This window comes from Alteribacter natronophilus (assembly GCF_006007885.1).
Taxonomy (GTDB): Bacteria; Bacillota; Bacilli; order Bacillales; family Salisediminibacteriaceae; genus Alteribacter; species Alteribacter natronophilus.
Window position 1 is genome coordinate 531034 of record NZ_VCRO01000001.1, and the last position, 23065, is coordinate 554098.

Annotated in this window: 20 protein-coding genes; all 20 read left to right on the plus strand. The window is 48.4% G+C overall.

Features of this window, described 5'->3' with window-relative positions:
• The first annotated feature begins 31 nt into the window (after window positions 1–31).
• The 20 genes from FGB90_RS02725 (at window position 32) to dapA (ending at window position 22892) form a co-directional block, all read left to right on the plus strand.
• The gene (locus FGB90_RS02725) at window positions 32–4333 is read left to right on the plus strand and encodes a PolC-type DNA polymerase III (protein ID WP_138809032.1); all 4302 of its coding nucleotides are present in this window, start codon (window positions 32–34) and stop codon (window positions 4331–4333) included.
• A gap of 270 nt (window positions 4334–4603) precedes the next feature.
• Window positions 4604–5074, plus strand: coding sequence for a ribosome maturation factor RimP (gene rimP, locus FGB90_RS02730; protein ID WP_138809033.1), 471 nt, complete (start codon window positions 4604–4606; stop codon window positions 5072–5074).
• Between the two features lie 112 nt (window positions 5075–5186).
• Window positions 5187–6356 (plus strand): transcription termination factor NusA, encoded by a 1170-nt coding sequence (gene nusA / locus FGB90_RS02735; protein WP_138809034.1) that lies wholly within the window; start codon window positions 5187–5189, stop codon window positions 6354–6356.
• Window positions 6357–6368: 12 nt separating this feature from the next.
• On the plus strand, window positions 6369–6641 hold the full coding sequence (gene rnpM, locus FGB90_RS02740; protein WP_138809035.1) for an RNase P modulator RnpM: 273 nt from the start codon (window positions 6369–6371) through the stop codon (window positions 6639–6641).
• Entirely contained in the window at window positions 6641–6940 is a 300-nt protein-coding gene (locus FGB90_RS02745; protein ID WP_138809036.1) for a YlxQ family RNA-binding protein, read from the plus strand. Before rnpM ends, FGB90_RS02745 begins: the two co-directional genes overlap by 1 nt.
• 75 nt (window positions 6941–7015) lie before the next feature.
• Complete coding sequence (gene infB / locus FGB90_RS02750) at window positions 7016–9166, plus strand: translation initiation factor IF-2 (protein ID WP_138809037.1); 2151 nt, start codon at window positions 7016–7018, stop codon at window positions 9164–9166.
• On the plus strand, window positions 9166–9444 hold the full coding sequence (locus FGB90_RS02755; RefSeq protein WP_138809038.1) for a DUF503 domain-containing protein: 279 nt from the start codon (window positions 9166–9168) through the stop codon (window positions 9442–9444). Before infB ends, FGB90_RS02755 begins: the two co-directional genes overlap by 1 nt.
• A gap of 31 nt (window positions 9445–9475) precedes the next feature.
• Window positions 9476–9820, plus strand: coding sequence for a 30S ribosome-binding factor RbfA (rbfA, locus tag FGB90_RS02760; protein ID WP_138809039.1), 345 nt, complete (start codon window positions 9476–9478; stop codon window positions 9818–9820).
• A 142-nt stretch (window positions 9821–9962) separates the two neighbouring features.
• Window positions 9963–10871, plus strand: coding sequence for a tRNA pseudouridine(55) synthase TruB (gene truB, locus FGB90_RS02765; RefSeq protein ID WP_138809040.1), 909 nt, complete (start codon window positions 9963–9965; stop codon window positions 10869–10871).
• 40 nt (window positions 10872–10911) lie between these two features.
• The gene (ribF, locus tag FGB90_RS02770) at window positions 10912–11856 is read left to right on the plus strand and encodes a bifunctional riboflavin kinase/FAD synthetase (RefSeq protein WP_138809041.1); all 945 of its coding nucleotides are present in this window, start codon (window positions 10912–10914) and stop codon (window positions 11854–11856) included.
• A 121-nt stretch (window positions 11857–11977) separates the two neighbouring features.
• A complete protein-coding gene (rpsO, locus tag FGB90_RS02775) occupies window positions 11978–12247 on the plus strand; it encodes a 30S ribosomal protein S15 (RefSeq protein ID WP_138809042.1) in 270 nt (89 codons plus the stop codon).
• 300 nt (window positions 12248–12547) lie between these two features.
• Entirely contained in the window at window positions 12548–14659 is a 2112-nt protein-coding gene (gene pnp, locus FGB90_RS02780) for a polyribonucleotide nucleotidyltransferase (RefSeq protein ID WP_138809043.1), read from the plus strand.
• A gap of 672 nt (window positions 14660–15331) precedes the next feature.
• Window positions 15332–16315, plus strand: a complete 984-nt coding sequence (locus tag FGB90_RS02785) for a polysaccharide deacetylase family protein (protein ID WP_138809044.1) — start codon at window positions 15332–15334, stop codon at window positions 16313–16315.
• Window positions 16316–16326: 11 nt separating this feature from the next.
• On the plus strand, window positions 16327–17565 hold the full coding sequence (locus FGB90_RS02790; RefSeq protein ID WP_138809045.1) for a M16 family metallopeptidase: 1239 nt from the start codon (window positions 16327–16329) through the stop codon (window positions 17563–17565).
• 66 nt (window positions 17566–17631) lie between these two features.
• On the plus strand, window positions 17632–17868 hold the full coding sequence (locus tag FGB90_RS02795) for a YlmC/YmxH family sporulation protein (RefSeq protein WP_138809046.1): 237 nt from the start codon (window positions 17632–17634) through the stop codon (window positions 17866–17868).
• A 206-nt stretch (window positions 17869–18074) separates the two neighbouring features.
• Window positions 18075–18977 (plus strand): dipicolinic acid synthetase subunit A, encoded by a 903-nt coding sequence (dpaA, locus tag FGB90_RS02800; protein WP_138809047.1) that lies wholly within the window; start codon window positions 18075–18077, stop codon window positions 18975–18977.
• Window positions 18977–19570 (plus strand): dipicolinate synthase subunit B, encoded by a 594-nt coding sequence (gene dpaB / locus FGB90_RS02805; RefSeq protein WP_138809048.1) that lies wholly within the window; start codon window positions 18977–18979, stop codon window positions 19568–19570. The genes dpaA and dpaB overlap by 1 nt, the downstream gene beginning before the upstream one ends.
• A 141-nt stretch (window positions 19571–19711) precedes the next feature.
• Entirely contained in the window at window positions 19712–20764 is a 1053-nt protein-coding gene (gene asd, locus FGB90_RS02810) for an aspartate-semialdehyde dehydrogenase (protein ID WP_438502669.1), read from the plus strand.
• Window positions 20765–20780: 16 nt separating this feature from the next.
• Complete coding sequence (gene dapG / locus FGB90_RS02815) at window positions 20781–22004, plus strand: aspartate kinase (protein ID WP_138809049.1); 1224 nt, start codon at window positions 20781–20783, stop codon at window positions 22002–22004.
• Window positions 22005–22016: 12 nt separating this feature from the next.
• Window positions 22017–22892: a 4-hydroxy-tetrahydrodipicolinate synthase gene (gene dapA, locus FGB90_RS02820; RefSeq protein ID WP_138809050.1), complete on the plus strand. Its 876-nt coding sequence runs from the start codon at window positions 22017–22019 to the stop codon at window positions 22890–22892.
• The last annotated feature ends 173 nt before the right edge of the window (window positions 22893–23065 follow it).

The following is a 23065-nucleotide window of genomic DNA, read 5'->3' on the forward strand; positions in this document are numbered from 1 at the left end:
TTATACACTGCAACAGAGGGAGGGGAACCGCATGAACGAAGAGAAAAAAATCAGACAGGAACGTTTTGAGCTTCTTATGGACCAGGTTGTCATGCCGGAAGAGCTCCGGACGAAATACCTTACAGAAGGCTGGATTGAGAAGCTGGAAGTATATAAAAATGAAAAACGCTGGCATTTTGCAGTACGGCTGCCGGAACTGCTTCCTTTTCCTGCGTTTGATGTATTTCAGACCACGATCCGCCAGGGACTCAGTCACATAGCAAAAGTGGAACTTTCCGTTTCCTACGACCGGGATCCTGTCCCTGCAAGGGATTTTAAGCAGTACTGGCCATTTTACGTTGAATGCCTGAAAAGCTCCACGAACGGGCTGATCAGACGTCTGCAGGAACAGACCCCGCATATAGACCAGAACCGGCTGGTTATTAACGCTATGAATGATGCGGAAGCCGCCATGATTAAAAGGAAAGTGGCCGACCCGCTGAAGGATCTTCTCCGACGTACAGGATTTCCGCCCCTGAACATTGATACGACAGTTCAGGAATCGAAGGAAGCGTATGAACGCTTCGTCGAGAAAAAGCAGGAAGAGGATCATTCGAAAGTGGTCGAAGCCATGATGGAAAAACAGAAAATGGAAAAGAAAGCGAAGGAAACGGGACAGCTTTCCTCTGTTGCCATCGGCAAACCGATCAAGGACAATCCGGATCCAATCGAATCCATTCAGGAGGAAGAAGGCCAGAAAGTTGTACAGGGCTATGTCTTTGAAGCGGAAACCCGCGAACTGAGGAGCGGACGGACACTTCTTACATTCAAGATTACCGACTATACAGATTCCATCCTGATTAAAATGTTTTCAAAAGACAAAGAAGACGTCCCTGTGCTTGAGGCTGTCCAGAAGGGAATGTGGCTGAAAGTAAAAGGAATGGTTCAGCACGATACGTTCGTAAGAGACCTGGTCATGATGGCCCGTGATGTTCAGCAGGTACAGCCAGTTGAGCGGCAGGACAAGTCTCCTGAAGGTGAAAAACGGGTGGAACTGCACCTCCATACTCCCATGAGCCAGATGGATGCCGTTTCTTCGATTTCCTCCTGCGTCTCCCGGGCGAAAAAGTGGGGTCATCAGGCTATCGCAGTGACAGACCACGGCGTAGCCCAGGCATACCCGGAAGCTTACGGTGCGGGGAAAAAAGAAGGGGTGAAGATTCTTTACGGAGTTGAAGCGAATCTCGTGGATGACGGAGTACCGGTTGCCTACAACGAAGCAGACCGGCCGCTTGCCGACGATACGTATGTGGTATTTGACGTGGAGACAACCGGCCTTTCAGCGGTCTACAACACGATCATCGAACTTGCCGCAGTCAAAATCCGGGACGGGGAGATCGTGGACCGTTTCGAGGCATTTGCCAACCCCGGTGAAAAACTGAGTCCCACGATCATAGAGCTCACTGGAATTACAGATGACATGGTCGAAGATGCACCGGAACCGGGAAAAGTGCTGAAGGATTTCCATGAGTGGATGAAAGACGATATTCTCGTAGCCCACAATGCCAGCTTTGATATGGCCTTTCTTGACGCAGGCTTTAAGAAAATCGGCTACCCGAAAACACCGAACCCGGTGATTGACACCCTCGAGCTTGCACGGCTGCTGTATCCGACATTCAGGAACTACCGCCTGAATACACTCTGTAAGAAATTCAATATCGAACTCGTATCCCACCACCGTGCAATCTATGATGCAGAAGCCACGGGACACCTTCTCTGGAAAATGCTGAAGGATGCCATGGAAAAAGGTATCAATAATCATAACGAGTTCAACAGTCAATCCACTGGAGACGAGTACAAAAAGCAGCGTCCCCACCACTGCATTCTGCTTGCCAAAAACCAGAAAGGTCTCCGAAACATCTACAAGCTTGTTTCCGAGTCTCATATATACTATTTCCACCGTGTACCGAGAATACCCCGGTCGGTGCTGGCCAAAAACCGGGAAGGCATCCTCGTGGGCTCTGCCTGCGATAATGGAGAAGTGTTTGATGCGATGATGCAGAAGGCGCCGGAGGAAGTGGAGGAGACAGCCAGGTTTTATGACTATCTTGAAGTCCAGCCACCGTCGAATTACAACAAGCTCATTGAAAAAGAAATTGTAAGAGACGAGCTCGCACTGAAGGATATCCTGAAAAACATTGTGGAGCTGGGGGAAAAGCTGGATAAGCCTGTAGTTGCAACAGGAAACGTCCATTACCTGGATCCGACTGATCACATCTACCGGAAGATTCTGATTGCATCCCAGGGCGGAGCAAACCCGCTGAACCGGACAGAACTGCCCCAGGTGCACTTCAGGTCCACAGATGAAATGCTCGAGTGCTTTTCGTTTCTGCCCGAGGAAAAAAGAAAGGAAATCGTCATCGGAAACACCAATGCGATTGCCGACGAAATTGATGAAATCAAGCCGATTCCGGATGATCTGTATACGCCAAACCTGGAAGGGGCGGACGAGGAAATGCGGGAAATGTGTTACACGAGAGCCCGCAGTATATACGGTGATGATCTTCCCGAACTCGTGGTTGCCCGGCTTGAAAAGGAGCTTAAATCCATCATCAGTAACGGATTCTCGGTTATTTACCTCATTTCACAGAAACTCGTTAAGAAATCCCTGGATGACGGCTACCTCGTAGGTTCGCGTGGTTCCGTAGGCTCCAGTTTCGTAGCTACAATGACAGAGATTACCGAGGTTAACCCGCTTCCGCCCCACTACGTCTGTCCGTCCTGCCATCACAGTATCTTTTTTGATGACGGCTCGGTCGGTTCGGGTTTTGATCTGCCTGATAAAAACTGTGAACAGTGCGGCACCCAGTACAGCAAGGACGGCCATGATATTCCATTTGAAACGTTTCTTGGCTTTAAGGGAGACAAGGTTCCCGATATTGACCTGAACTTTTCCGGTGAGTATCAGCCTGTTGCCCATAACTACACGAAAGAGCTGTTCGGTGAGGATTATGTATACCGGGCGGGTACGATCGGCACAGTGGCTGAAAAAACCGCATACGGGTTTGTCAAGGGGTATGAAGATGACAATCAGATGAGGCTCAGGGGAGCGGAAATCGATCGTCTTGTGAGCGGCTGTACCGGTGTAAAACGGACGACCGGTCAGCACCCCGGCGGTATTATCGTTGTACCGGATCATCTGGATATCTTTGATTTCTCTCCGATTCAGTTTCCTGCTGACGACAGGGAATCGGAATGGAAAACAACCCATTTTGACTTTCACTCCATTCACGATAACCTGCTGAAGCTCGATATTCTCGGGCACGATGATCCGACAGTGATCCGCATGCTCCAGGATTTAAGCGGTATTGACCCGCAGGATATCCCGGTGGATGACCCTGAAGTATTTAAGCTGTTCAGCGGTACCGAGTCCCTTGGTGTTACTGAAGAGCAGATTATGTGCAAAACCGGGACATACGGAATACCGGAATTCGGTACCCGTTTTGTAAGACAGATGCTTGAAGATACGAAACCGAGCACGTTCAGTGAACTTGTTCAGATTTCCGGTCTATCCCATGGTACCGATGTATGGCTGAACAACGCTGCTGACCTTATAGCCGACGGCACCTGCGTTCTTAAGGATGTCATCGGCTGCCGGGATGATATCATGGTGTACCTTCAGTACAAAGGACTGGAAGACTCACTTGCCTTTAAAATCATGGAGTTTGTCCGTAAGGGGCGGGGACTTCAGGAGGAATGGATCGAGGAAATGAAGAAAAACGGTGTGCCGGACTGGTATATCGGTTCGTGTCTGAAGATCAAATACATGTTCCCGAAGGCACACGCCGCTGCCTATGTATTAATGGCCGTGCGCATTGCCTACTTCAAAGTCCATCACCCGATTCTGTTTTATGCTGCCTACTTTACAGTGAGAGCCGATGACTTTGATCTGGATACGATGCACCGGGGCTCGGCGAGCATCAGAAAGCTGATTGAGGAAATTCATCAGAAAGGGCTCGATGCCTCACCGAAGGAGAAAAGTCTGGTAACCGTAATGGAACTGGCTCTCGAAATGTGCGAACGAGGATATTCCTTCCAGAAAGTCGATCTCTACCGTTCGAAAGCAAAGGAATTTGTTGTCGACGGGGACAGTCTGATCCCTCCTTTCAATGCCCTTACGGGAGTTGGAACCAACGCAGCAATTAATATTGTAAAATCGAGAGAGGGAGGAGAGTTTCTCTCAAAGGAGGATCTCCAGAAACGAAGTAAGATTACGAAAACTGTTTTACAGAACCTGGATGATCACGGCTGCCTTGAAGGAATGCCCGACTCGAACCAGCTGTCCCTGTTCTGATGGCAGGAACCCCCTGCTGCCGCCCCCGAAGCACCACAGGCCTGCTGTCTGCGGTTTGCAGGGCTTCAGGGTTTATGTTATAGTATTATGGCAATACTTAGAATAACGGCAGCGGAAAGAGTGGGAGTGTCCCACTCTTTCTTTTGGATAAAAGGAGATGTTCACTCCCGGGGAAGCGGTAATCAGATTTCATTACATCCCGAACACGCCTGACTGTGAACATTTCCTGGCCACATAATCAGACGATGGAAAGAGCAGGGAGGCGAAATTATGGCCGGAAACATTAAACAGACCACCGAACGGATTGCCGGACCGATCCTGGAGGAGCTGGGTCTTGAATTAGTCGAAGTCGAGTACGTGAAAGAGGGTAAGAACTATTTTCTCCGCGTCTACATTGATTCCGACAAAGGAATAGATCTTGATGACTGTGCGGCAGTCAGCGAAAGACTCAGTGAGGAACTGGACAAAGAAGATCCGATTGAGGATGCATACTACCTTGAGGTATCTTCACCCGGAGCGGAAAGACCGCTTAAAAATGAAACAGATCTTTCCCGTGCGGTAGGTAAAAACGTCCATGTTACCACCTATGCACCAGTCGATGGTGAAAAAATGTTTGAAGGCCGGCTGACCGGTTTTGACGGTGAAACTCTGACAATCGAAATTACAGTCAAAACAAGGACCAGAACGGTCCAGGTGCCATATGACAAAGTTGCCAAGGCAAGGCTTGCAGTGATCATCTGACCACAGTGCCGGAAAACATGAACCTCACAGATGCCCGGTTATCGTATGTATGACAGATGACGGGTATTTCAATGTGGGCTGAAGAGTTTTATTAAAGGGGGAACCAATTCAAATGAACAGTGATTTTATGGATGCCCTGACAAGCATCGAGAAAAATAAAGGAATCGACAAGGAAGTCATTCTCGAAGCGATTGAACAGGCGCTTATTACAGGATACAAGCGAAATTTCAACCAGGCACAGAACGTGCGGGTAAACATTGACCGTGACACAGGCGATATCCGGGTGTTTGCGCAGAAAGAAGTGGTCGAGGAAGTATTCGATGCACGTCTGGAAATTTCACTGGATGCAGCTAAATCCATCAGCCCGAGATACGAAGTGGATGATGTGGTTGAAATCGAAGTTACTCCAAAGGATTTCGGAAGAATTGCTGCACAGACAGCGAAACAGGTTGTTACACAGCGTGTCCGTGAAGCTGAACGGGGAATTATTTATTCGGACTTTATAGACCGGGAAGAAGATATTATGACAGGTATCGTCCAGCGCCAGGACCACAGGTTTATCTATGTGGATCTCGGTAAGGTCGAAGCGATCATGCCGCTTAATGAACAGATGCCTACAGAGTCATATAAACATAATGACAGAATAAAAGCGTTTATTACGAAAGTTGAAAAAACAACAAAAGGCCCCCAGATCATGATCTCCAGAACTCATCCGGGACTTCTGAAGCGCCTGTTTGAGCTTGAGGTGCCTGAAATTTATGATGGTACAGTTGAGATTAAATCCGTCTCCCGCGAAGCCGGAGACCGTTCAAAGATTGCCGTTCATGCAGAGGACCCGGAAGTGGACCCGGTCGGTTCCTGTGTCGGGCCCCGCGGTCAGCGTGTACAGACGATTGTCAATGAGCTGAAAGGTGAAAAAATTGATATTGTCCGCTGGTCTGAAGATCCAAAGGAGTATGTTGCAAACGCACTCAGTCCTTCAAAAGTGCTTAAGGTTACTGTCAATGAAGAGGAAAAAATGACCCAGGTCATCGTGCCTGATTACCAGCTTTCCCTCGCCATCGGCAAACGTGGACAGAATGCCCGCCTTGCAGCAAAACTTACGGGGTGGAAGATTGACATCAAGAGTGAAACTGATGCAGAGGAACTCGGTCTCTATGATCCGAATGCTCCCGAGGAGGAAACGGATATGGATGAATACAGCTATGATGGAGAAGACAGCTACGATTCCGAGCCCGATGAAACAGGAATGGAAGATTACGAAGACGACGATCGCAGGTAGGGAGTGATCACTGTGAGCAGGAAAAAGACTCCTTTGAGAAAATGTGTCGTAACTAACGAAATGAAACCGAAAAAAGAGCTTATTCGTGTTGTACGTACGCCTGATGGTGAAATCGTCCACGACCCGTCCGGAAAAAAATCCGGGCGCGGTGCCTACCTTACGGCTTCGAAATCCGTAATGGAAGAAGCAAAAAAGAAGAAAATTCTTTCGCGTCATTTAAAAGCAGACGTGAAAGAGGAATTTTATGATAACCTTATAAAAGAAATTCCGGAGGATCACAGCTGATGGACCGAAAAGCATTGAACCTGATCGGTCTGGCCTACAGGGCACGGGCTGTTGTTACCGGCGAGGAAGTTGTTCTCCGGTCTGTAAGGGCCGGACATGCATCCCTCGTAATTATTTCGGAGGATGCATCAGCGAATACAAAAAAGAAATTCACCGACAAATGCAGCCATTATAAAATCCCCTGCTTTACGGCAGGAACCCGGCAGGCGCTGGGCCAGGCTGTAGGTAAAGAGGAAAGAGTGGTTATGGGAGTAGAAGACAGCGGCTTTGCAGAAAAACTGAAGTCGCTCTTGGAATAACAGATCATGGTGCCGGTAATGCCTCTTGGTTTCATCATCACAGAACGGGTGCCATGATCTCCGGGAGGTAAACACATGAAAAAAATGCGTATTTATGAATATGCCAAAGAAAAAAACACCACAAGTAAAGCAGTCATTGAACGTTTGAAATCTATGAATGTCGAGGTTTCAAATCATATGAGCGTAATCAGTGAAGACGCAATGAAAAAGCTTGAGAAACCGTCTTCCGACAAGGGGAACAATCAGAATAAAAATAACGATGCTTCCGGTAAGAAGCGTCAAAGCAGTGAAGGGCGTGTTCAGTCACCTATGACAGAAAAGAAAAAGCAACCACAGGGACGTTCAGGTAAACCGAACCAGCAGGGAAATAAAAACCGCGGCGGAAACAACAGAAATCAGAATAAAAACCGCGGAGGAAACCGAAATCAGCGCGGCGGAAGACGTCAGGAGCAGCAGCGTCCGGCACGCAAGCCGATGCCGGAGGAAATTACCTACACGCTGCCGATCACTGTAGGGGAATTTGGCGAAAAGCTGAATAAGGAACCTTCCGAAATTATTAAGAAACTGATGGGTCTGGGTGTTATGGCTACCATTAACCAGGAACTCGATAATGACACCATCGAGCTTCTTGCAGAAGATTTCGGAATTAAGGCAGAAGAGGAAATTGTCATCAATGAAGCGGAATTTGAAACGATTGAAGAAGAAGACGATGAAAAGGATCTGAAAGGCCGTCCACCGGTTGTAACAATCATGGGTCACGTCGATCATGGTAAAACCACGCTTCTTGACAGCATCCGTCATACAAAAGTGACTGCCGGAGAAGCGGGCGGAATTACACAGCATATCGGTGCGTACCAGGTGGAGGAAAACGATAAGAAAATTACTTTCCTCGATACTCCTGGACACGCAGCGTTCACGACCATGCGTGCCCGCGGTGCGCAGGTTACCGACATTACGATTCTCGTCGTAGCAGCGGATGACGGTGTGATGCCGCAGACAGTTGAAGCGATTAACCACGCGAAAGCAGCTGAAGTACCGATCATCGTTGCAGTGAATAAGATGGATAAAGAAGGAGCCAATCCTGACCGGGTTATGCAGGAGCTTACAGAACACGGGCTCGTTGCTGAAGCCTGGGGCGGAGACACAATCTTTGTGAATGTCAGTGCCATCAAAGGTGAAGGCATTGATGAACTCCTTGAAATGATTCTTCTCGTATCCGAAGTTGAAGATTATAAAGCAAACCCTGATAAACGTGCCCGCGGTACGGTTGTGGAAGCCGAACTTGACCGGGGCCGCGGAGCAGTGGCTACCCTTCTTGTCCAGGCCGGTACTCTGAAGGTCGGGGATCCGATTGTAGTGGGGAACACGTTCGGCCGTGTCCGTGCGATGGTAAATGATCTCGGGCGCCGCGTAAAGGAAGCAGGACCATCCACACCTGTTGAGATTACGGGTCTTAATAACGTACCGCAGGCCGGTGACCAGTTCATGGTCTTTGAGGATGAAAAGAAAGCCCGTCAGATCGGGGAAACACGCGCTGTCAAGGAAAAAGAGGAACAGCGCCGCGAATCCTCCCGTGTAAGTCTGGATGACCTGTTTAATCAGATCCAGCAAGGGGAAATTAAAGATATTAACATCATCATTAAAGCTGATGTACAGGGTTCCGTGGAAGCGATGCGCGGGTCTCTTGAGAAGATTGAAGTCGAAGGTGTGAAAGTAAACATCATTCACACAGGTGTTGGTGCCATTGCAGAATCGGATATTATTCTTGCGAGTGCTTCAAACGCCATCGTCATCGGTTTCAACGTACGTCCGGATGTAAACGCAAAACGGACAGCTGATCAGGAGAAAGTTGATATCCGTCTTCACCGCGTGATCTATAACGCAATTGAAGAAGTGGAGCAGGCCATGCAGGGAATGCTTGATCCTGAATACGAGGAGAAAGTAATCGGTCAGGCGGAAGTCCGACAGACCTTTAAAGTATCCAAAATCGGTATGATTGCCGGTTCCTACGTAACCGAAGGAAAGATTACAAAGGATTCCACAGTCCGCCTGATCAGAGACGGTGTTGTCCAGTTTGAGGGCGGTATCCGTGATCTGAAACGCTTTAAGGATGATGCGAAGGAAGTTGCGAAAAACTACGAATGCGGCATCACCCTTGAGAACTATAATGATGTCAAAGAAGGCGACGTCATCGAAGCATACGTTATGGAGGAAATCAAGCGCTGATGATCGGTTCGATTACTGTTGAGGCGATCATCTATGACGCCGGCTCCCTGAAGGAAAAGCGCAGTGTACTGAAAAGTGTTGTTACACGCCTGAGAGACCGTCTGAATATCTCGGTTGCAGAAACGGATCATCAGAATGTCTGGCAGAGAACGGAACTGACTATCGTCTCTGTCAGTCCGGACCGTGTCCGGTGCGAACAGGAGCTGACCAGAGCACTTCATTTCATTGACAGCGTTCCGGAAATAGAAGCCGCATCAGTAAAGTGGGAATGGATGTAGCATTCCGCAACAACAAATGGGGGTGCAGTGAATGAGTAACGTGCGTGCCAACCGCATAGGGGAACAGATAAAAAAAGAACTGACGGATATTATCCAGCGGGAGATTAAGGACCCGAGGGTAGGTTTTGTAACTGTAACAGCCGTCGACGTAACCGGGGATCTCCAGCAGGCGACAGCCTTTATTACCGTTTACGGGGATGATACCCAGCGCAGCGAAACTCTTGAAGGACTGTCCAAGGCGACAGGTTTTATCCGCTCCGAAATCGGCAAACGCATCCAGATCCGTAAAACACCCGAACTTTACTTCAAGTTCGATGAGAGTATCGAGCGGGGTAACCGGATCGAAGAGCTTCTCAGAAAGCTTAACGATAAATAAATGCCGTGGTAAAGAGGGAGGACGCGTGTCCCCCTCTTTTTTCCTGCTGTTGACGTTGGCCTGCTTCGTGCAGCAGAACTTCTATTATATATACTTAATTTCAGGCAGACGGTTTTGGATGCCATAAAATGAGGTGACATTTATGACAGCAGACGGTATTCTTCCTCTCTGGAAAGAGCGGGGAAAAACGTCATTTGACTGTGTACGGGATATGCAGAGGCTATTCAGAACAAAGAAGGTGGGACATACTGGAACGCTGGATCCGGATGTTGAAGGGGTACTCCCTATCTGTATCGGCCGTGCCACCAAGCTCGTACAGTATCTGACTGCAGAAGGCAAGGAGTATGAAGGGGAAGCAACGATCGGATTTTCCACAACGACAGAGGACGCTTCAGGGGAACTGGTGAAAAAAAAGGAAATCACCGAAACGATCACCGAAGAACAGGTCCGCTCAGTGCTTATGAGCCTGACAGGAGATATAGAGCAGACCCCGCCTATGTATTCAGCGGTAAAGGTAGGCGGCAGACGTCTGTACGAATATGCAAGGCAGGGAATAGAGATCGAAAGGCCTTCACGTCAGGTAACGATTTATTCCCTTGAACTTACTTCCGGCATTACCCGGCAGGACGGCTGTGTGTCATTTCGTTTTCGTGCTTCCTGCAGCAAAGGAACGTACATAAGAACACTGGCTGTTATGATGGGGGAGAAACTGGGTTATCCGGCTCATATGTCAGATCTCGTAAGAACAGCAGCAGGCTCCTTTTCCCGCGCTGACTGCCTTACTGAAACGGAACTGAGGGACCGCAGTGACAAGGGAACCCTTTACGATGTACTGCTTCCGTATGAATATGCCCTGAAAGACTGGCCGTCTGTTACTGTGGACAAACAGACAGAGGGGAAAATAATGAACGGTGCCGTGCTTCCCATCCCCGAATCGGTAGACGAAAACCTGTTTACTTTGTATAATCAACAGGGGGAATGCCTGGCAATTTACAAGAAGCATCCCAACAAAGCTGGTATGATGAAACCGGAGAAAATGCTGAAAGTGTAGCTGCCGTTTCTCGTGCCGTGTATGTAATTGAGGTGGCAGCGTGCAGACGATTTACATTGAACACCCTCACCAATATCATGAAGACGATTTCCCCCCTCTCGTCATGGCACTCGGTTTCTTTGACGGGGTTCATCTGGGCCACAGGAAAGTAATCAGCTCCGCGGCAGAGAAGGCGGAGGAGCTCGGACTTCATACAGCAGTGATGACATTTAACCCGCATCCCCGGGAAGTGCTCGGGAAAAGCGGACCTCAGGCCTGTCTGACTCCGCTTGGGAAAAAAGAAGAAGAAATAGCTAAACTTGGAGCCGACTACCTTTTTGTCGTCCGGTTTACGCTCCAGTTTGCAGCACTGACTCCGCAGAAATTCTGTGACCATTACCTGATTGGACTTAATGTCCGTCATGTTACGGCCGGTTTTGATTATTCCTACGGAAGACTTGGTAAAGGAACGATGGAAACACTGCCGTTTCACTCCAGGGGCCGTTTTACTCACAGTACAGTGAGCAAAATGGAGGACGGTGAGGAGAAAATCAGTTCCACAAGAATCCGTCACTGTCTCAGGGAGGGAAATACAGAGGAGGCTGCCCGCCTGCTCGGCCGTTTTTATGAAACAGAGGGAACAGTCGTAAAAGGCGATCAGCGCGGCAGAACCATCGGCTTTCCCACTGCCAATGTAGATTCCCGTGATCAGTACCTTATTCCCGAACCCGGTGTTTATATTACCGAGCTGAAAGCCGGGGATACGTGGTATCAGGGTATGTGCAACGTGGGCTACAAACCGACGTTCAACAGTGAGAGGCCCGATCAGCCCGTCACGGAAGTGCATCTTTTTGATTTTGACGGAGACCTTTACGATCAAACAGTAACGATCCGCTGGCACCGTAGACTCCGCTCCGAAATCCCCTTTCCGGGTATCGAGGGACTCATTGAGCAGCTCAATTGCGATAAAAGACAGGCGCTCCGATACTTTTCGGAAGACCGGTAAATCCGGGGCTTGATCTTTAGTGCTGCAGCCTGTATGATAATAGATGTTAACCATCACTTGGCAGAACGAGTCACCGACGTCTGCTGGGGGAATGGGGATTATTGAAAAGGAGGTGCATAGGATGGCTTTATCACCAGAGCACAAAAATGAAATCATTAACGAATTCAAACAGCACGAAAACGATACCGGTTCTCCGGAAGTGCAAGTTGCTATCCTGACGAAGCAGATCACAACGCTAAACGATCATCTGCGTACTCATAAGAAGGATCACCACTCTCGTCGTGGTCTTCTGAAAATGGTAGGTCAGCGTCGTAACCTGCTGACGTATCTGCGTAACAAAGATGTTGCCCGGTACCGTCAACTCGTTGACAAACTCGGTCTTCGTCGATAAGAATGACCAGAAAGCGGGATTCACTCCCGCTTTTTTGTTGTACTAAGAGGAAATATTTACCTCTGCCCAGGCTGCAGAGAACGATAAGACCATTGCTTCTTTTCATTCGGGTTTGATATGATAAACAAGTGAATGGTTTTTTCCGTGTAAATGTTTACTACATATACGATTAAGTCAAAACTAAGACCAGAAGCGCTGCGCTTATGCACCCTGGTTACCGTTCACAGGTACCAGCAGGGTTCAAATTATATTTTGGAAGTAAAATTCACAAACATGTGAATGAGAGGAGTACTACCAGTTATGGAACAGGAAAAACAAGTATTTTCAATGGAGTTTGCCGGGCGTACTATGACCTTTGAAACAGGTCAGTTTGCGAAACAGGCAAACGGTGCCGTTATGGTCCGTTACGGTGATACGGCTGTACTCTGTACGGCTACTGCATCAAAGGAACCAAAGGATCTTCCTTTCTTTCCCCTTACAGTGAACTATGAAGAGCGTCTTTACGCAGCCGGAAAGATTCCCGGCGGATTTATTAAGCGTGAAGGCCGTCCGAGTGAAAACGCGGTACTGACAAGCCGCCTGATTGACCGTCCGATCCGTCCGCTGTTTCCCGATGGATTCAGAAACGACGTACAGGTAATCAGCATCGTCATGAGTAACGATCAGAACTGTCCTCCGGAAATGGCAGCCATGCTCGGATCCTCCGTGGCACTATCCATTTCCGACATCCCGTTTGACGGTCCGATTGCAGGTGTCATTGTCGGGCGAGTGGACGGCGATTTCGTCATCAACCCTACTACTGAACAGATGGAAAAAAGCGACCTTCATCTCGTTGTGGCCGGTACGAAAGATGCTATCAATATGGTGGAAGCAGGAGCAGAGGAAGTCCCTGAGGATGTTATGCTTGAAGCCATCATGTTCGGCCATGATGAAATTAAGCGTCTAGTAGCGTTTCAGGAAGATCTTGTCGCTAAAGTCGGCAAGGAAAAGATGGAAGTAAAGCTTATCTCACACGATCAGGATCTGGAAGCCGAACTGCGTGAAAAGGCAGAAGACGATCTCAAAAAAGCAGCGACTGTTTTTGAAAAGCATGCACGGGAAACGGCAATTAAGGAAGTCATGGATCGTGTTTCCGAAGAGTACGTAAGCGAAAATGCAGATGAGGACCGTTCCGGTGAAGCAAAGGAAGTACTGGATATTATCCTCAAAGGTGTTGTACGTAAGCTGATTACGAAGGATAAAATCCGTCCGGACGGGCGTAAAATCGATGAAATCCGTCCTCTTTCCTCCGAAGTGGACCTGCTTGCCCGTGTTCACGGATCAGGGCTCTTTACCCGTGGCCAGACTCAGGCAATGAGCGTCTGTACACTGGGAGCCCTTGGTGATGTACAGGTTCTTGACGGACTTGGTATTGAGGAAACAAAACGTTTTATGCATCATTACAACTTCCCGAGCTTCAGTGTCGGTGAAACAGGTCCGATCCGCGGTCCTGGCCGTCGTGAAATCGGTCACGGTGCCCTTGGCGAGCGGGCGCTGGAACAGGTTATTCCGTCCGAAGAGGAATTCCCTTATACAATCCGTCTCGTTTCCGAGGTACTCGAGTCCAACGGCTCCACTTCACAGGCAAGTATCTGTGCGTCAACACTTGCTATGATGGCGGCAGGCGTTCCACTTAAGGCGCCGGTTGCAGGTATTGCCATGGGGCTTGTAAAAGACGGAGATGACGTTTCCGTACTTACTGACATTCAGGGGATGGAAGACTTCCTTGGAGATATGGACTTTAAGGTCGCAGGTACGAAAAAAGGGGTTACTGCCCTTCAGATGGATATTAAAATCAGCGGAATCGACCGTCAGATTCTAGAGGAAGCTCTTTCCCAGGCACAGACGGGCCGCATGCGAATTCTTGATAATATGCTCAGCGCGATCCCGGAACCAAGAACAGAGCTTTCGGAATACGCTCCGAAGATCCTGACTATGAGCATCAACCCCGATAAAATCCGTGACGTTATTGGACCGAGCGGAAAAATCATCAATCAGATCATTGAAGATACAGGCGTGAAGATTGATATTGAGCAGGACGGAAAAGTGTATATTTCCTCAACGGATTCTGAAATGAACAACAAAGCCAAAGGAATTATTGAGGATCTTGTCCGTGAAGTTCAGGTTGGAGAGACCTACCTTGGAAAAGTAAAACGGATTGAGAAATTCGGGGCATTCGTTGAACTGTTCAAAGGAAAGGACGGACTCGTCCACATTTCCCAGCTTGCCAATGAGCGGGTCGGAAAAGTGGAGGATGTCGTAAAAATTGGTGACGAAGTGCTTGTTAAAGTTACCGAGATCGACAACCAGGGACGTGTGAACCTCTCACGTAAAGTTCTTCTCAAGGATAAGGAAGAGTCTGCAAAGAAATAACATACCACTTAAACCAGGAAGGAGACCGGGCTGCGGTCTTCTTTTTTTTATCTCTTTTTAAAACGCTGTTATCGGATTGCGCAGCGAAGGGCTTCGACTCCAGCAACGAGCGTTTACTCCGTGATTAACCTTCGAGCTGCTTCGACGCACCCGGCTTCGGAGCTTACCGGCAGAGGAAAAAGCAGGACCGCTGCCCGCGGAAAGCATCAGCCGGCAGTGTAGAAATAAAACAATCTTTTTGAAAAGCTCTTTTCGTAAAGTTTTTTGCTATTGGTATTATTAATTTCGAAGCGAAAGGCCGCGACTCCCTCAGGAAAAGCAGCAGCCGAAGACCCCGCAGGGACGAGCGTTTACATCGTGAGTTCGCTTCGAGCTGCTTCGACGCAGACGCTTCGGAGCTATTCGGGCAGAGGAAGAAGCATGATAACTACTCTGCCGGCTGAAGCAATGCCCGCGGAAAGCGTCGGTCTGCAGCGTAGAAAAACAACAATCTTTCCGAAAATGGTCTTCCGAAAAGAGCTTTTCGAAAAGAACTTTTTGCAAACGGTTTGGGGCAGTACTGCTGTATAACGACGCTCCGGAAGGACGATTTCGGCTTCAATACCCGGTTCTCCTGCACTCGTTCTACCGGGTTATGTCCCTGCATAAGGTAGTCATAAGGAGGGACAGCCTATGATTAAGAAGTTTTTCCTGCAGTGGAGTACCTTTCTGGTCATACTTGTGATCACATTTGGAAGTGTCCAGAATCCAATTACAAGCAATTATATATATGAACTCAAACATCAGGCTGCAGCCCCGGTATCAGGGACATCAGAACTACACAGGGACATTGCAGACCGTAAAGCAGCCTATGAGGTGGCACCGGTCGATGCAAGGGTGGATAAAGTATGGAAAGCCGTGCCCGGACTCAATGGACTTGCCGTTGATGAACAGGCGTCGTACGAGAAGATGAGGGAGGGCGGGGTTTTTAATGAGCAGAAGCTTGTTTTCCGTCAGACCACACCAGAGGTTACACTGGATGATCTGCCGCCAAATCCTGTTTTCAGGGGAAATGAGCAGAAGGAAATGGTGTCATTGATGGTGAATGTAGCCTGGGGCAACGAGTATCTTCCGGATATGCTGAAGACGATGCAGGAACACGGCATAAAGTCAACGTTCTTTTTGGACGGATCATGGGTGAAAAATAATCCAAAACTTGCTAAAATGATTGTAGAAGAAGGACACGAAATCGGAAACCATGCGTATTCCCACCCGGATATGAAGCAGCTGTCAAACGAGAGAATCAGGGAAGAACTGCAGCGGACGAACGAAATTATTGATGCCACGCTCGGTATAACCCCTCACTGGTTTGCACCCCCAAGCGGGAGCTTCCGCCAGGACGTAGTGAATATTGCAGCTGAAATGGGCATGCATACCGTCATGTGGACGGTGGATACGATCGACTGGCGCCAGCCGCCGCCTGAACAGATGGCTGATAAGATTATTACCAAATCCGAACCCGGTTCGCTCGTTCTGATGCATCCAACCTCCTCTGCAGAGAAGGGGTTGGAGATGATGATTACCGGACTTAAGGAAAAAGGTTTTCACATAGGAACTGTTTCCGACCTTCTGAGTGAAGATCGCATCATGGTAAGGCAACAACAGACGTGGTACTAGGAGGATGTCATTTGATTAAAAAAGTGGTAAGCGATAACGGACTACGTATAATGTTTGAACCCAATCATACAGTACGCTCCGTTTCCATCGGTGTGTGGATCGGGACGGGATCCCGATTTGAGACAAGACTCGAAAACGGGGTTTCACATTTCCTTGAACATATGTTCTTTAAGGGAACCAAGTCCAGAAATGCCCAGCAGATAGCCGAATCTTTTGATTCCATCGGCGGGCAGGTAAACGCATTTACTTCAAAGGAATACACGTGCTATTATGCAAAGGTTCTCGATGAACATGCCCGTCATGCAGTGGAAGTACTTGCGGATATGTACTTTAATTCCGTTTTTGACCCGGGAGAAATGAAAAAGGAAAAAGATGTTGTACTCGAGGAAATCAAAATGTACGAAGACACTCCGGATGATATCGTTCACGACCTTTTAAGCCAGGCAGGATACGGGGATCACCCGCTGGGCTATCCGATCCTCGGGACTGAGAAAACCCTCGAATCCTTTTCGGGGGACTCCCTTGTGAATTATATGGACCAGTTCTACAATGCCGATAACGTGGTGATCAGTGTCTGCGGCAACGTGGATGAGTCGTTTGTGGATTTTATTGAGCAGACTTTCAGCGGCATGCGTCAGTATAAGTCCAACAAAAAGCTTTCAAAGCCGGATTTCAGATACGGAAAGATGGCAAGAAAAAAAGAAACCGAGCAGGCTCATCTCTGCATCGGATATGAGGGACTGTCCATTGGACATGATGATATTTATTCCCTTGTACTCCTGAATAACGTGCTTGGCGGTTCCATGAGCAGCAGGCTGTTTCAGGAGATCCGTGAAAATCGCGGGCTTGCCTATTCTGTTTTCTCCTATCACAGTTCGTTCCATGATACGGGAATGGTGACACTTTATGCGGGGACAGCGGTCAGACACCTCGATGAAATGTATAAATGCCTGAGCAGCGTTGTGAACGATGTGAAGGAAAACGGGATTACCGAAAAAGAGCTGCGGAATGCAAAGGAACAGCTGAAAGGAAGCCTCATGCTCGGGCTTGAAAGCACGAACAGCCGGATGAGCCGGAACGGTAAAAATGAGCTGCTTCTTGGACGCCACCGGACGCTCGATGAAATTGTGCACGAAATTGATAAAGTCACACTTAATGATGTAAGGAAAACCGGCTCTTCAATATTTTCAAATGACTTTGCCATGACACTCGTCAGTCCGCAGGGAAAGCTTCCTGAGGGCATTAACTGAAAAAGGTCTTAAACACGTTTCCCCCTCATAATATGGACAGTAGAAAGTACAGAGGGGGAGAATGCAGTGCGTCTCAGTGAGATCAGCAACAAGGAGATTATTGACTATCACAAAGGGGAACGCCTCGGCATCCTGGGCCAGACTGACCTGGTCATTGATGAAAGGACTGGTCAGATTCAGGCTTTCGTGATTCCCACACTGAAGTGGTTCGGTCTGGGTAAACGTGATAAGGAAGTGACAGTCTACTGGCACCAGATAAAAAAAATAGGTACCGACATGATTATCATCGAAGTCCAGCCTTAACAGCCTGCCTGCCGGCGGGCTGTTTTATTTGTGCAGAAAGATCACCCGGTTATACTGCAGTGATTCACAGCCTTGAAATCGGCCCGGAATTTCCCCCCTGTCTCCCCCGCACACCCTCAGGAATACCTACATAGAATGTGGATGAAGAACATCGCAAACAGGTTCCCCTTTGGTATAGATAAGGAAAGAAAGGGGAGAGAAAACGAATGTTGACGGATATGCACGTGGTCATAATCGGCGGCGATGCAAGGCAGCTTGAAATAATAAGAAAGCTTTCCCAACTGGACGCGAATGTATCTCTGGTCGGGTTTGATCAGCTGGATGACGGATTTGCGGGAGCAAAAAAACAGTCGATTCAGGCGATCGATCCTCTGACCGTCGATGCAGTCGTTCTGCCGGTCAGCGGGATGAATGCCAAAGGGGAAATCGAATCAATTTTCTCGGCAGACCCTGTGAAGCTTACATCGGAATGGCTGGGCCGCACAAAGAAAACAGCCACGCTTTATTCGGGGATTTCCACTCAGACACTGAGGAGTCTCCTTGAAAAAAGCAATCGTCCCTTCGTGGAAGTATTCAGCCGCGATGATGTGGCGATCTATAATTCCATTCCGACAGCTGAGGGAACCATTATGATGGTAATCCAGCATACTGATATAACAATTCATTCATCCGAAATAATGATACTGGGTTTTGGACGGGTAGGAATGACGGCAGCCAGAACGTTCAGTCTGCTCGGTGCAAAGGTTAAGGTGGCAGCCCAGGAAACCGAACTTCTGGCCAGAGCCTACGAAATGGGTTTGGAGCCTGTGAAGCTGAATGACCTGCACAAACACGCCGGCGGTGTGGATGTAATAATTAATACCATTCCGGCAAAAGTGCTTACCGCTGCTGTAATAGCCAAGATGCAGCCACATGCTCTGATCGTGGATCTGGCGAGCAAGCCTGGCGGAACGGATTTTCAGTTCGCTGAAAAAAGAGGAATAAAAGCGCTGCTTGCACCGGGACTGCCTGGAATTGTGGCACCGAAAACGGCTGGAAGAATCATTGCCAATGTGCTGGCCACCCTGCTGACAGAACAGTGGGAAAAAAGAAAAGGAGGGGCTTCCTGATGTCTCTGGAAGGAAAACATATCGGGTTCGGCTTAACCGGATCACACTGTACCTATGAAGAAGTGATGCCCGAAATAGAGAAACTGGTAAAACTGGGGGCGAAAGTAACACCATTTGTCACTTATACAGTCCAGCATACAGACACGAAGTTCGGAAAAAGTGAAGACTGGATCGAGCGAATTAAAAGTATTACCTCAGAGCCGATTGTAAATACCATCCCGAAAGCCGAACCGTTTGGTCCAAAAACACCGCTTGACTGCATGGTTATTGCTCCTTTGACCGGAAACTCAACGAGCAAATTCGCCAACGCCCTTACCGATTCACCGGTGCTAATGGGTGCAAAGGCAACACTCCGTAATGGAAAACCTGTTGTTCTTGGTATTTCCACAAATGATGCTCTCGGGCTTAACGGAGTTAATATAATGCGGCTTATGGCAACAAAAAATATATACTTTATTCCATTCGGTCAGGACCATCCTTTCAAGAAACCAAATTCACTCGTTGCAGATATGACAAAACTGAGTGATACTGTGGAAGCAGCCATTAAAGGGGAGCAGGTTCAGCCTGTTTTAGTGGAAAGGTATAGTCAGTAATGAAAAAAAACGTTATACTTGCTAAAATAGAATAACAGCAGGAGAATCTCCGCACAGATTACACACACGTAGTTAAGGCTTCCTTAACTACGTTGTATTATGTCCTGTTTAAAACCATAGAGAAGAAGAGAGGAGAATCGGATGTTGAAACAGTCAGGAAAGTTCCGTGTAGCCGTTGTAGGCGCTACGGGAGCGGTTGGCCAGGAAATGCTTCGTACACTCGAACGCAGAAATTTTCCGGCTTCATCACTGCTGCCTTTGTCTTCAAAACGCTCTGCGGGCTCAAAACTTATTTTTAACGGACAAGAAGTCGAAGTACAGGAAGCAGCACCTGAATCATTTGAAAACATCGATCTTGCCCTTTTCAGTGCGGGCGGGTCGATTTCGAAAAAACTCGCACCGGAAGCAGTAAAACGGGGTGCCATTGTAGTTGACAACACCAGTGCATTCAGAATGGACGAAAATGTTCCTCTTGTGGTGCCTGAAGTGAATCCCGATCACCTTGATCACCATAACGGTATTATTGCCAACCCGAACTGCTCCACTATTCAGATGGTGGCAGCCCTTGAGCCGGTAAGAAAGGCTTTCGGGATGAAAAAGATCATTGTCAGCACGTATCAGGCAGTATCAGGTGCAGGTGCTGATGCTATTGATGAAATGTATGACCAGTCCAGGGCAGTACTGGATGGGAAGAAGGCAGAAGCAAACATTCTTCCGGTGTCCGGTGATAAAAAGCATTATCAGATTGCTTTTAATGCTGTCCCTCAGATTGACCTGTTTCAGGAAAACGGTTTTACGTTTGAGGAAATGAAAATGATCAATGAAACGAAAAAAATTACAGGGGATGCAAACCTCAGTGTTGCTGCAACCTGTGTACGCCTCCCGGTTGAGACCGGTCACAGTGAATCTGTCTTTTTCGAAGTTGAAAAAGACGGTGTTACAAAAGATGAGATCCACAGTGTGATGCAGGAGGCAGCCGGTATTACGGTAATGGACGATCCTTCCGAACAGCTTTACCCGATGGCTGTTGATGCAGCAGGAAAAGATGATGTTTTTGTCGGGCGTCTTCGCAAGGACCTTTCCGATGACCGAGGTTTCCACTGCTGGATTGTAGCTGACAACCTTCTTAAAGGTGCAGCACTGAATTCAGTACAGATAGCAGAAGCGCTCGTTGAAAAAGGACTGCTCAAGTAAATATCAGAGGTGGCTTATGGACATTATTGTACAGAAGTTTGGCGGATCCTCTCTGAAGACAGCCGAGATGAGAGAGAAGGCTGCCGCCCATGTAATGAAAGCTGTTAAGCCCGGTACAAAAGTGGTAGTCGTAGTATCTGCCATAGGAAGATCAGGAGATCCTTATGCAACGGATACGCTTCTCGGTCTGGCCGGAGGTTCGAAAACACTTGTATCCCCGAGGGAGCTTGATCTCCTTGCTTCATGCGGGGAAGCTGTTTCAGCAGTCGTTTTTTCACAGCTTCTTAATGAAAAAGGACTTAAAGCCGAAGCTTTTACCGGTGCTGAGGCAGGATTTCTGACGAACGGGGAGTTCACCAACGCGAAGATCACGGATATGGAGACGGACTCTTTCAGTGAAAAACTTGAGCAGCTCGATGCTGCAGTGGTCACCGGATTCCAGGGCGCCTCTCCAACCGGGTCTGTGGCAACGCTGGGCCGGGGCGGATCGGATACGTCCGCCACAGCTCTTGGTGCAGCCCTCAATGCGAAGTATGTGGATATTTTCACAGACGTGGAAGGTATTATGACTGCGGATCCCCGTCTGGTACAGAAAGCCAAACCCCTTAATGTAGCCACTTACAACGAAATATGTAACATGGCTTACCAGGGTGCAAAGGTCATTCATCCCCGTGCAGTGGAAATTGCCATGCAGGCTAAAGTTCCAATTCGCATCAGATCGACGTTTTCCGATGGGGAAGGCACGCTTATTACCGCTTCGATCGGAGATACGGGCGGAGATGTGGAAGAGCGTACGATTACAGGTATTGCCCATGTAAGTAATGTGACACAGATTAAAGTGGCTGCAAGAGAGGGAGAATATGACCTGCAGTCCAAAGTGTTCAAGGCGATGGCCAATGAAAACATCAGCGTGGACTTTATTAACATTCAGCCGATGGGGGTGGCCTATACGGTAAAGGATGAAGTGGCAGACCGTGCTGTCGGAGTGCTTAAGTCAATGGGTCTCGCACCGGAAACAACGCCGAACTGTGCGAAAGTCAGCGCGGTCGGTGCAGGAATGACCGGAGTTCCCGGCGTCACGTCCCGTATTGTTGAAGCTCTTTCCGTCAGAAATATCCAGATCCTTCAGTCAGCCGACTCCCATACTACGATCTGGGTGCTTGTAAAAGAAGCGGATATGACTGAAGCAGTAAACGCCCTGCACGATATGTTTCTGGGGCAGGAGAAAGACCAGAATTAGGAGTTGATCAGCATGAACTTTGGAAAGATTATTACGGCTATGGTAACCCCTTTTGATGCTAAGGGTAACGTGGATTTCCAGAAAACAGAGCAGGTAATTGAATACCTTATTGCCAATGGATCCGATGGAATTGTAGTAGCCGGGACAACAGGAGAATCTCCTACACTGTCACAGGAAGAGAAGCTTGCTCTTTTTGAGCATGCGGTTAAAGTCGTCAATAAGCGGATCCCGGTTATTGCTGGAACTGGTTCAAACAACACCTACCAGAGTGCCGAGTTTACCAGAAAAGCGGAGAAAACAGGCGTTGATGCAGTCATGCTTGTTGTGCCTTACTACAATAAACCGTCTCAGCGCGGTATGTATGAGCACTTCCGTACCATTGCAGAAAAAACCAGTCTCCCGGTTATGCTTTACAATGTGCCCGGGCGGACTGTTGCGAATATGCTTCCTGAAACAGTCATAGAACTTTCCAAAATAGATAACATTGTAAGTGTAAAAGAGGCAAGCGGAGATCTGGATCAGATCACTGACATCATTGACCGCACTCCGGAGGACTTTACTGTCTATTCAGGCGATGACGGTCTCACCCTCCCGATTATGAGTATCGGAGGCAGCGGTGTCGTCAGCGTGGCCTCACATGTTCTCGGAAATGAAATGCAGGATATGGTCACGGCCTATGAAAACGGCAACGTGAAGGAAGCCGCTTCGATCCACCGCAGGATCCTTCCTGTAATGAACGGTCTGTTTGCAGCTCCCAGCCCGACTCCGGTAAAAACAGCGCTTCAGATGAAAGGACTGGATGCAGGCGGTGTCCGCCTTCCTCTCCTTCCTCTCAGCCATCAGGAAAGAGAAACACTGGCAGCGCTTCTTGATACTCTTAAAAACTGATTGAGCTTAAACAGCAGCCCGGAAGGCAACCCGCCTTCCGGGTTTTTACATGATAACGAAAACCTGCCGCAGTCTGCGAAATTCTTCCTCTGTGCCCACATCGTTCTTGTCATTCATTTTATGCCTGCGTTATACTACAGTCAGTGAGTTGAACGGAGTAACACTATATAAAC

What these genes read in the sequence shown, in the direction of transcription:
- FGB90_RS02725 (WP_138809032.1), top strand. Translation starts at nt 32, where the DNA reads ATGAACGAAGAGAAAAAAATCAGACAGGAACGTTTTGAGCTTCTTATG.
- rimP (WP_138809033.1), top strand. Translation starts at nt 4,604, where the DNA reads ATGGCCGGAAACATTAAACAGACCACCGAACGGATTGCCGGACCGATC.
- nusA (WP_138809034.1), top strand. Translation starts at nt 5,187, where the DNA reads ATGAACAGTGATTTTATGGATGCCCTGACAAGCATCGAGAAAAATAAA.
- FGB90_RS02745 (WP_138809036.1), top strand. Translation starts at nt 6,641, where the DNA reads ATGGACCGAAAAGCATTGAACCTGATCGGTCTGGCCTACAGGGCACGG.
- infB (WP_138809037.1), top strand. Translation starts at nt 7,016, where the DNA reads ATGAAAAAAATGCGTATTTATGAATATGCCAAAGAAAAAAACACCACA.
- FGB90_RS02755 (WP_138809038.1), top strand. Translation starts at nt 9,166, where the DNA reads ATGATCGGTTCGATTACTGTTGAGGCGATCATCTATGACGCCGGCTCC.
- rbfA (WP_138809039.1), top strand. Translation starts at nt 9,476, where the DNA reads ATGAGTAACGTGCGTGCCAACCGCATAGGGGAACAGATAAAAAAAGAA.
- truB (WP_138809040.1), top strand. Translation starts at nt 9,963, where the DNA reads ATGACAGCAGACGGTATTCTTCCTCTCTGGAAAGAGCGGGGAAAAACG.
- rpsO (WP_138809042.1), top strand. Translation starts at nt 11,978, where the DNA reads ATGGCTTTATCACCAGAGCACAAAAATGAAATCATTAACGAATTCAAA.
- pnp (WP_138809043.1), top strand. Translation starts at nt 12,548, where the DNA reads ATGGAACAGGAAAAACAAGTATTTTCAATGGAGTTTGCCGGGCGTACT.
- FGB90_RS02785 (WP_138809044.1), top strand. Translation starts at nt 15,332, where the DNA reads ATGATTAAGAAGTTTTTCCTGCAGTGGAGTACCTTTCTGGTCATACTT.
- dpaA (WP_138809047.1), top strand. Translation starts at nt 18,075, where the DNA reads ATGTTGACGGATATGCACGTGGTCATAATCGGCGGCGATGCAAGGCAG.
- dpaB (WP_138809048.1), top strand. Translation starts at nt 18,977, where the DNA reads ATGTCTCTGGAAGGAAAACATATCGGGTTCGGCTTAACCGGATCACAC.
- asd (WP_438502669.1), top strand. Translation starts at nt 19,712, where the DNA reads ATGTTGAAACAGTCAGGAAAGTTCCGTGTAGCCGTTGTAGGCGCTACG.
- dapG (WP_138809049.1), top strand. Translation starts at nt 20,781, where the DNA reads ATGGACATTATTGTACAGAAGTTTGGCGGATCCTCTCTGAAGACAGCC.
- dapA (WP_138809050.1), top strand. Translation starts at nt 22,017, where the DNA reads ATGAACTTTGGAAAGATTATTACGGCTATGGTAACCCCTTTTGATGCT.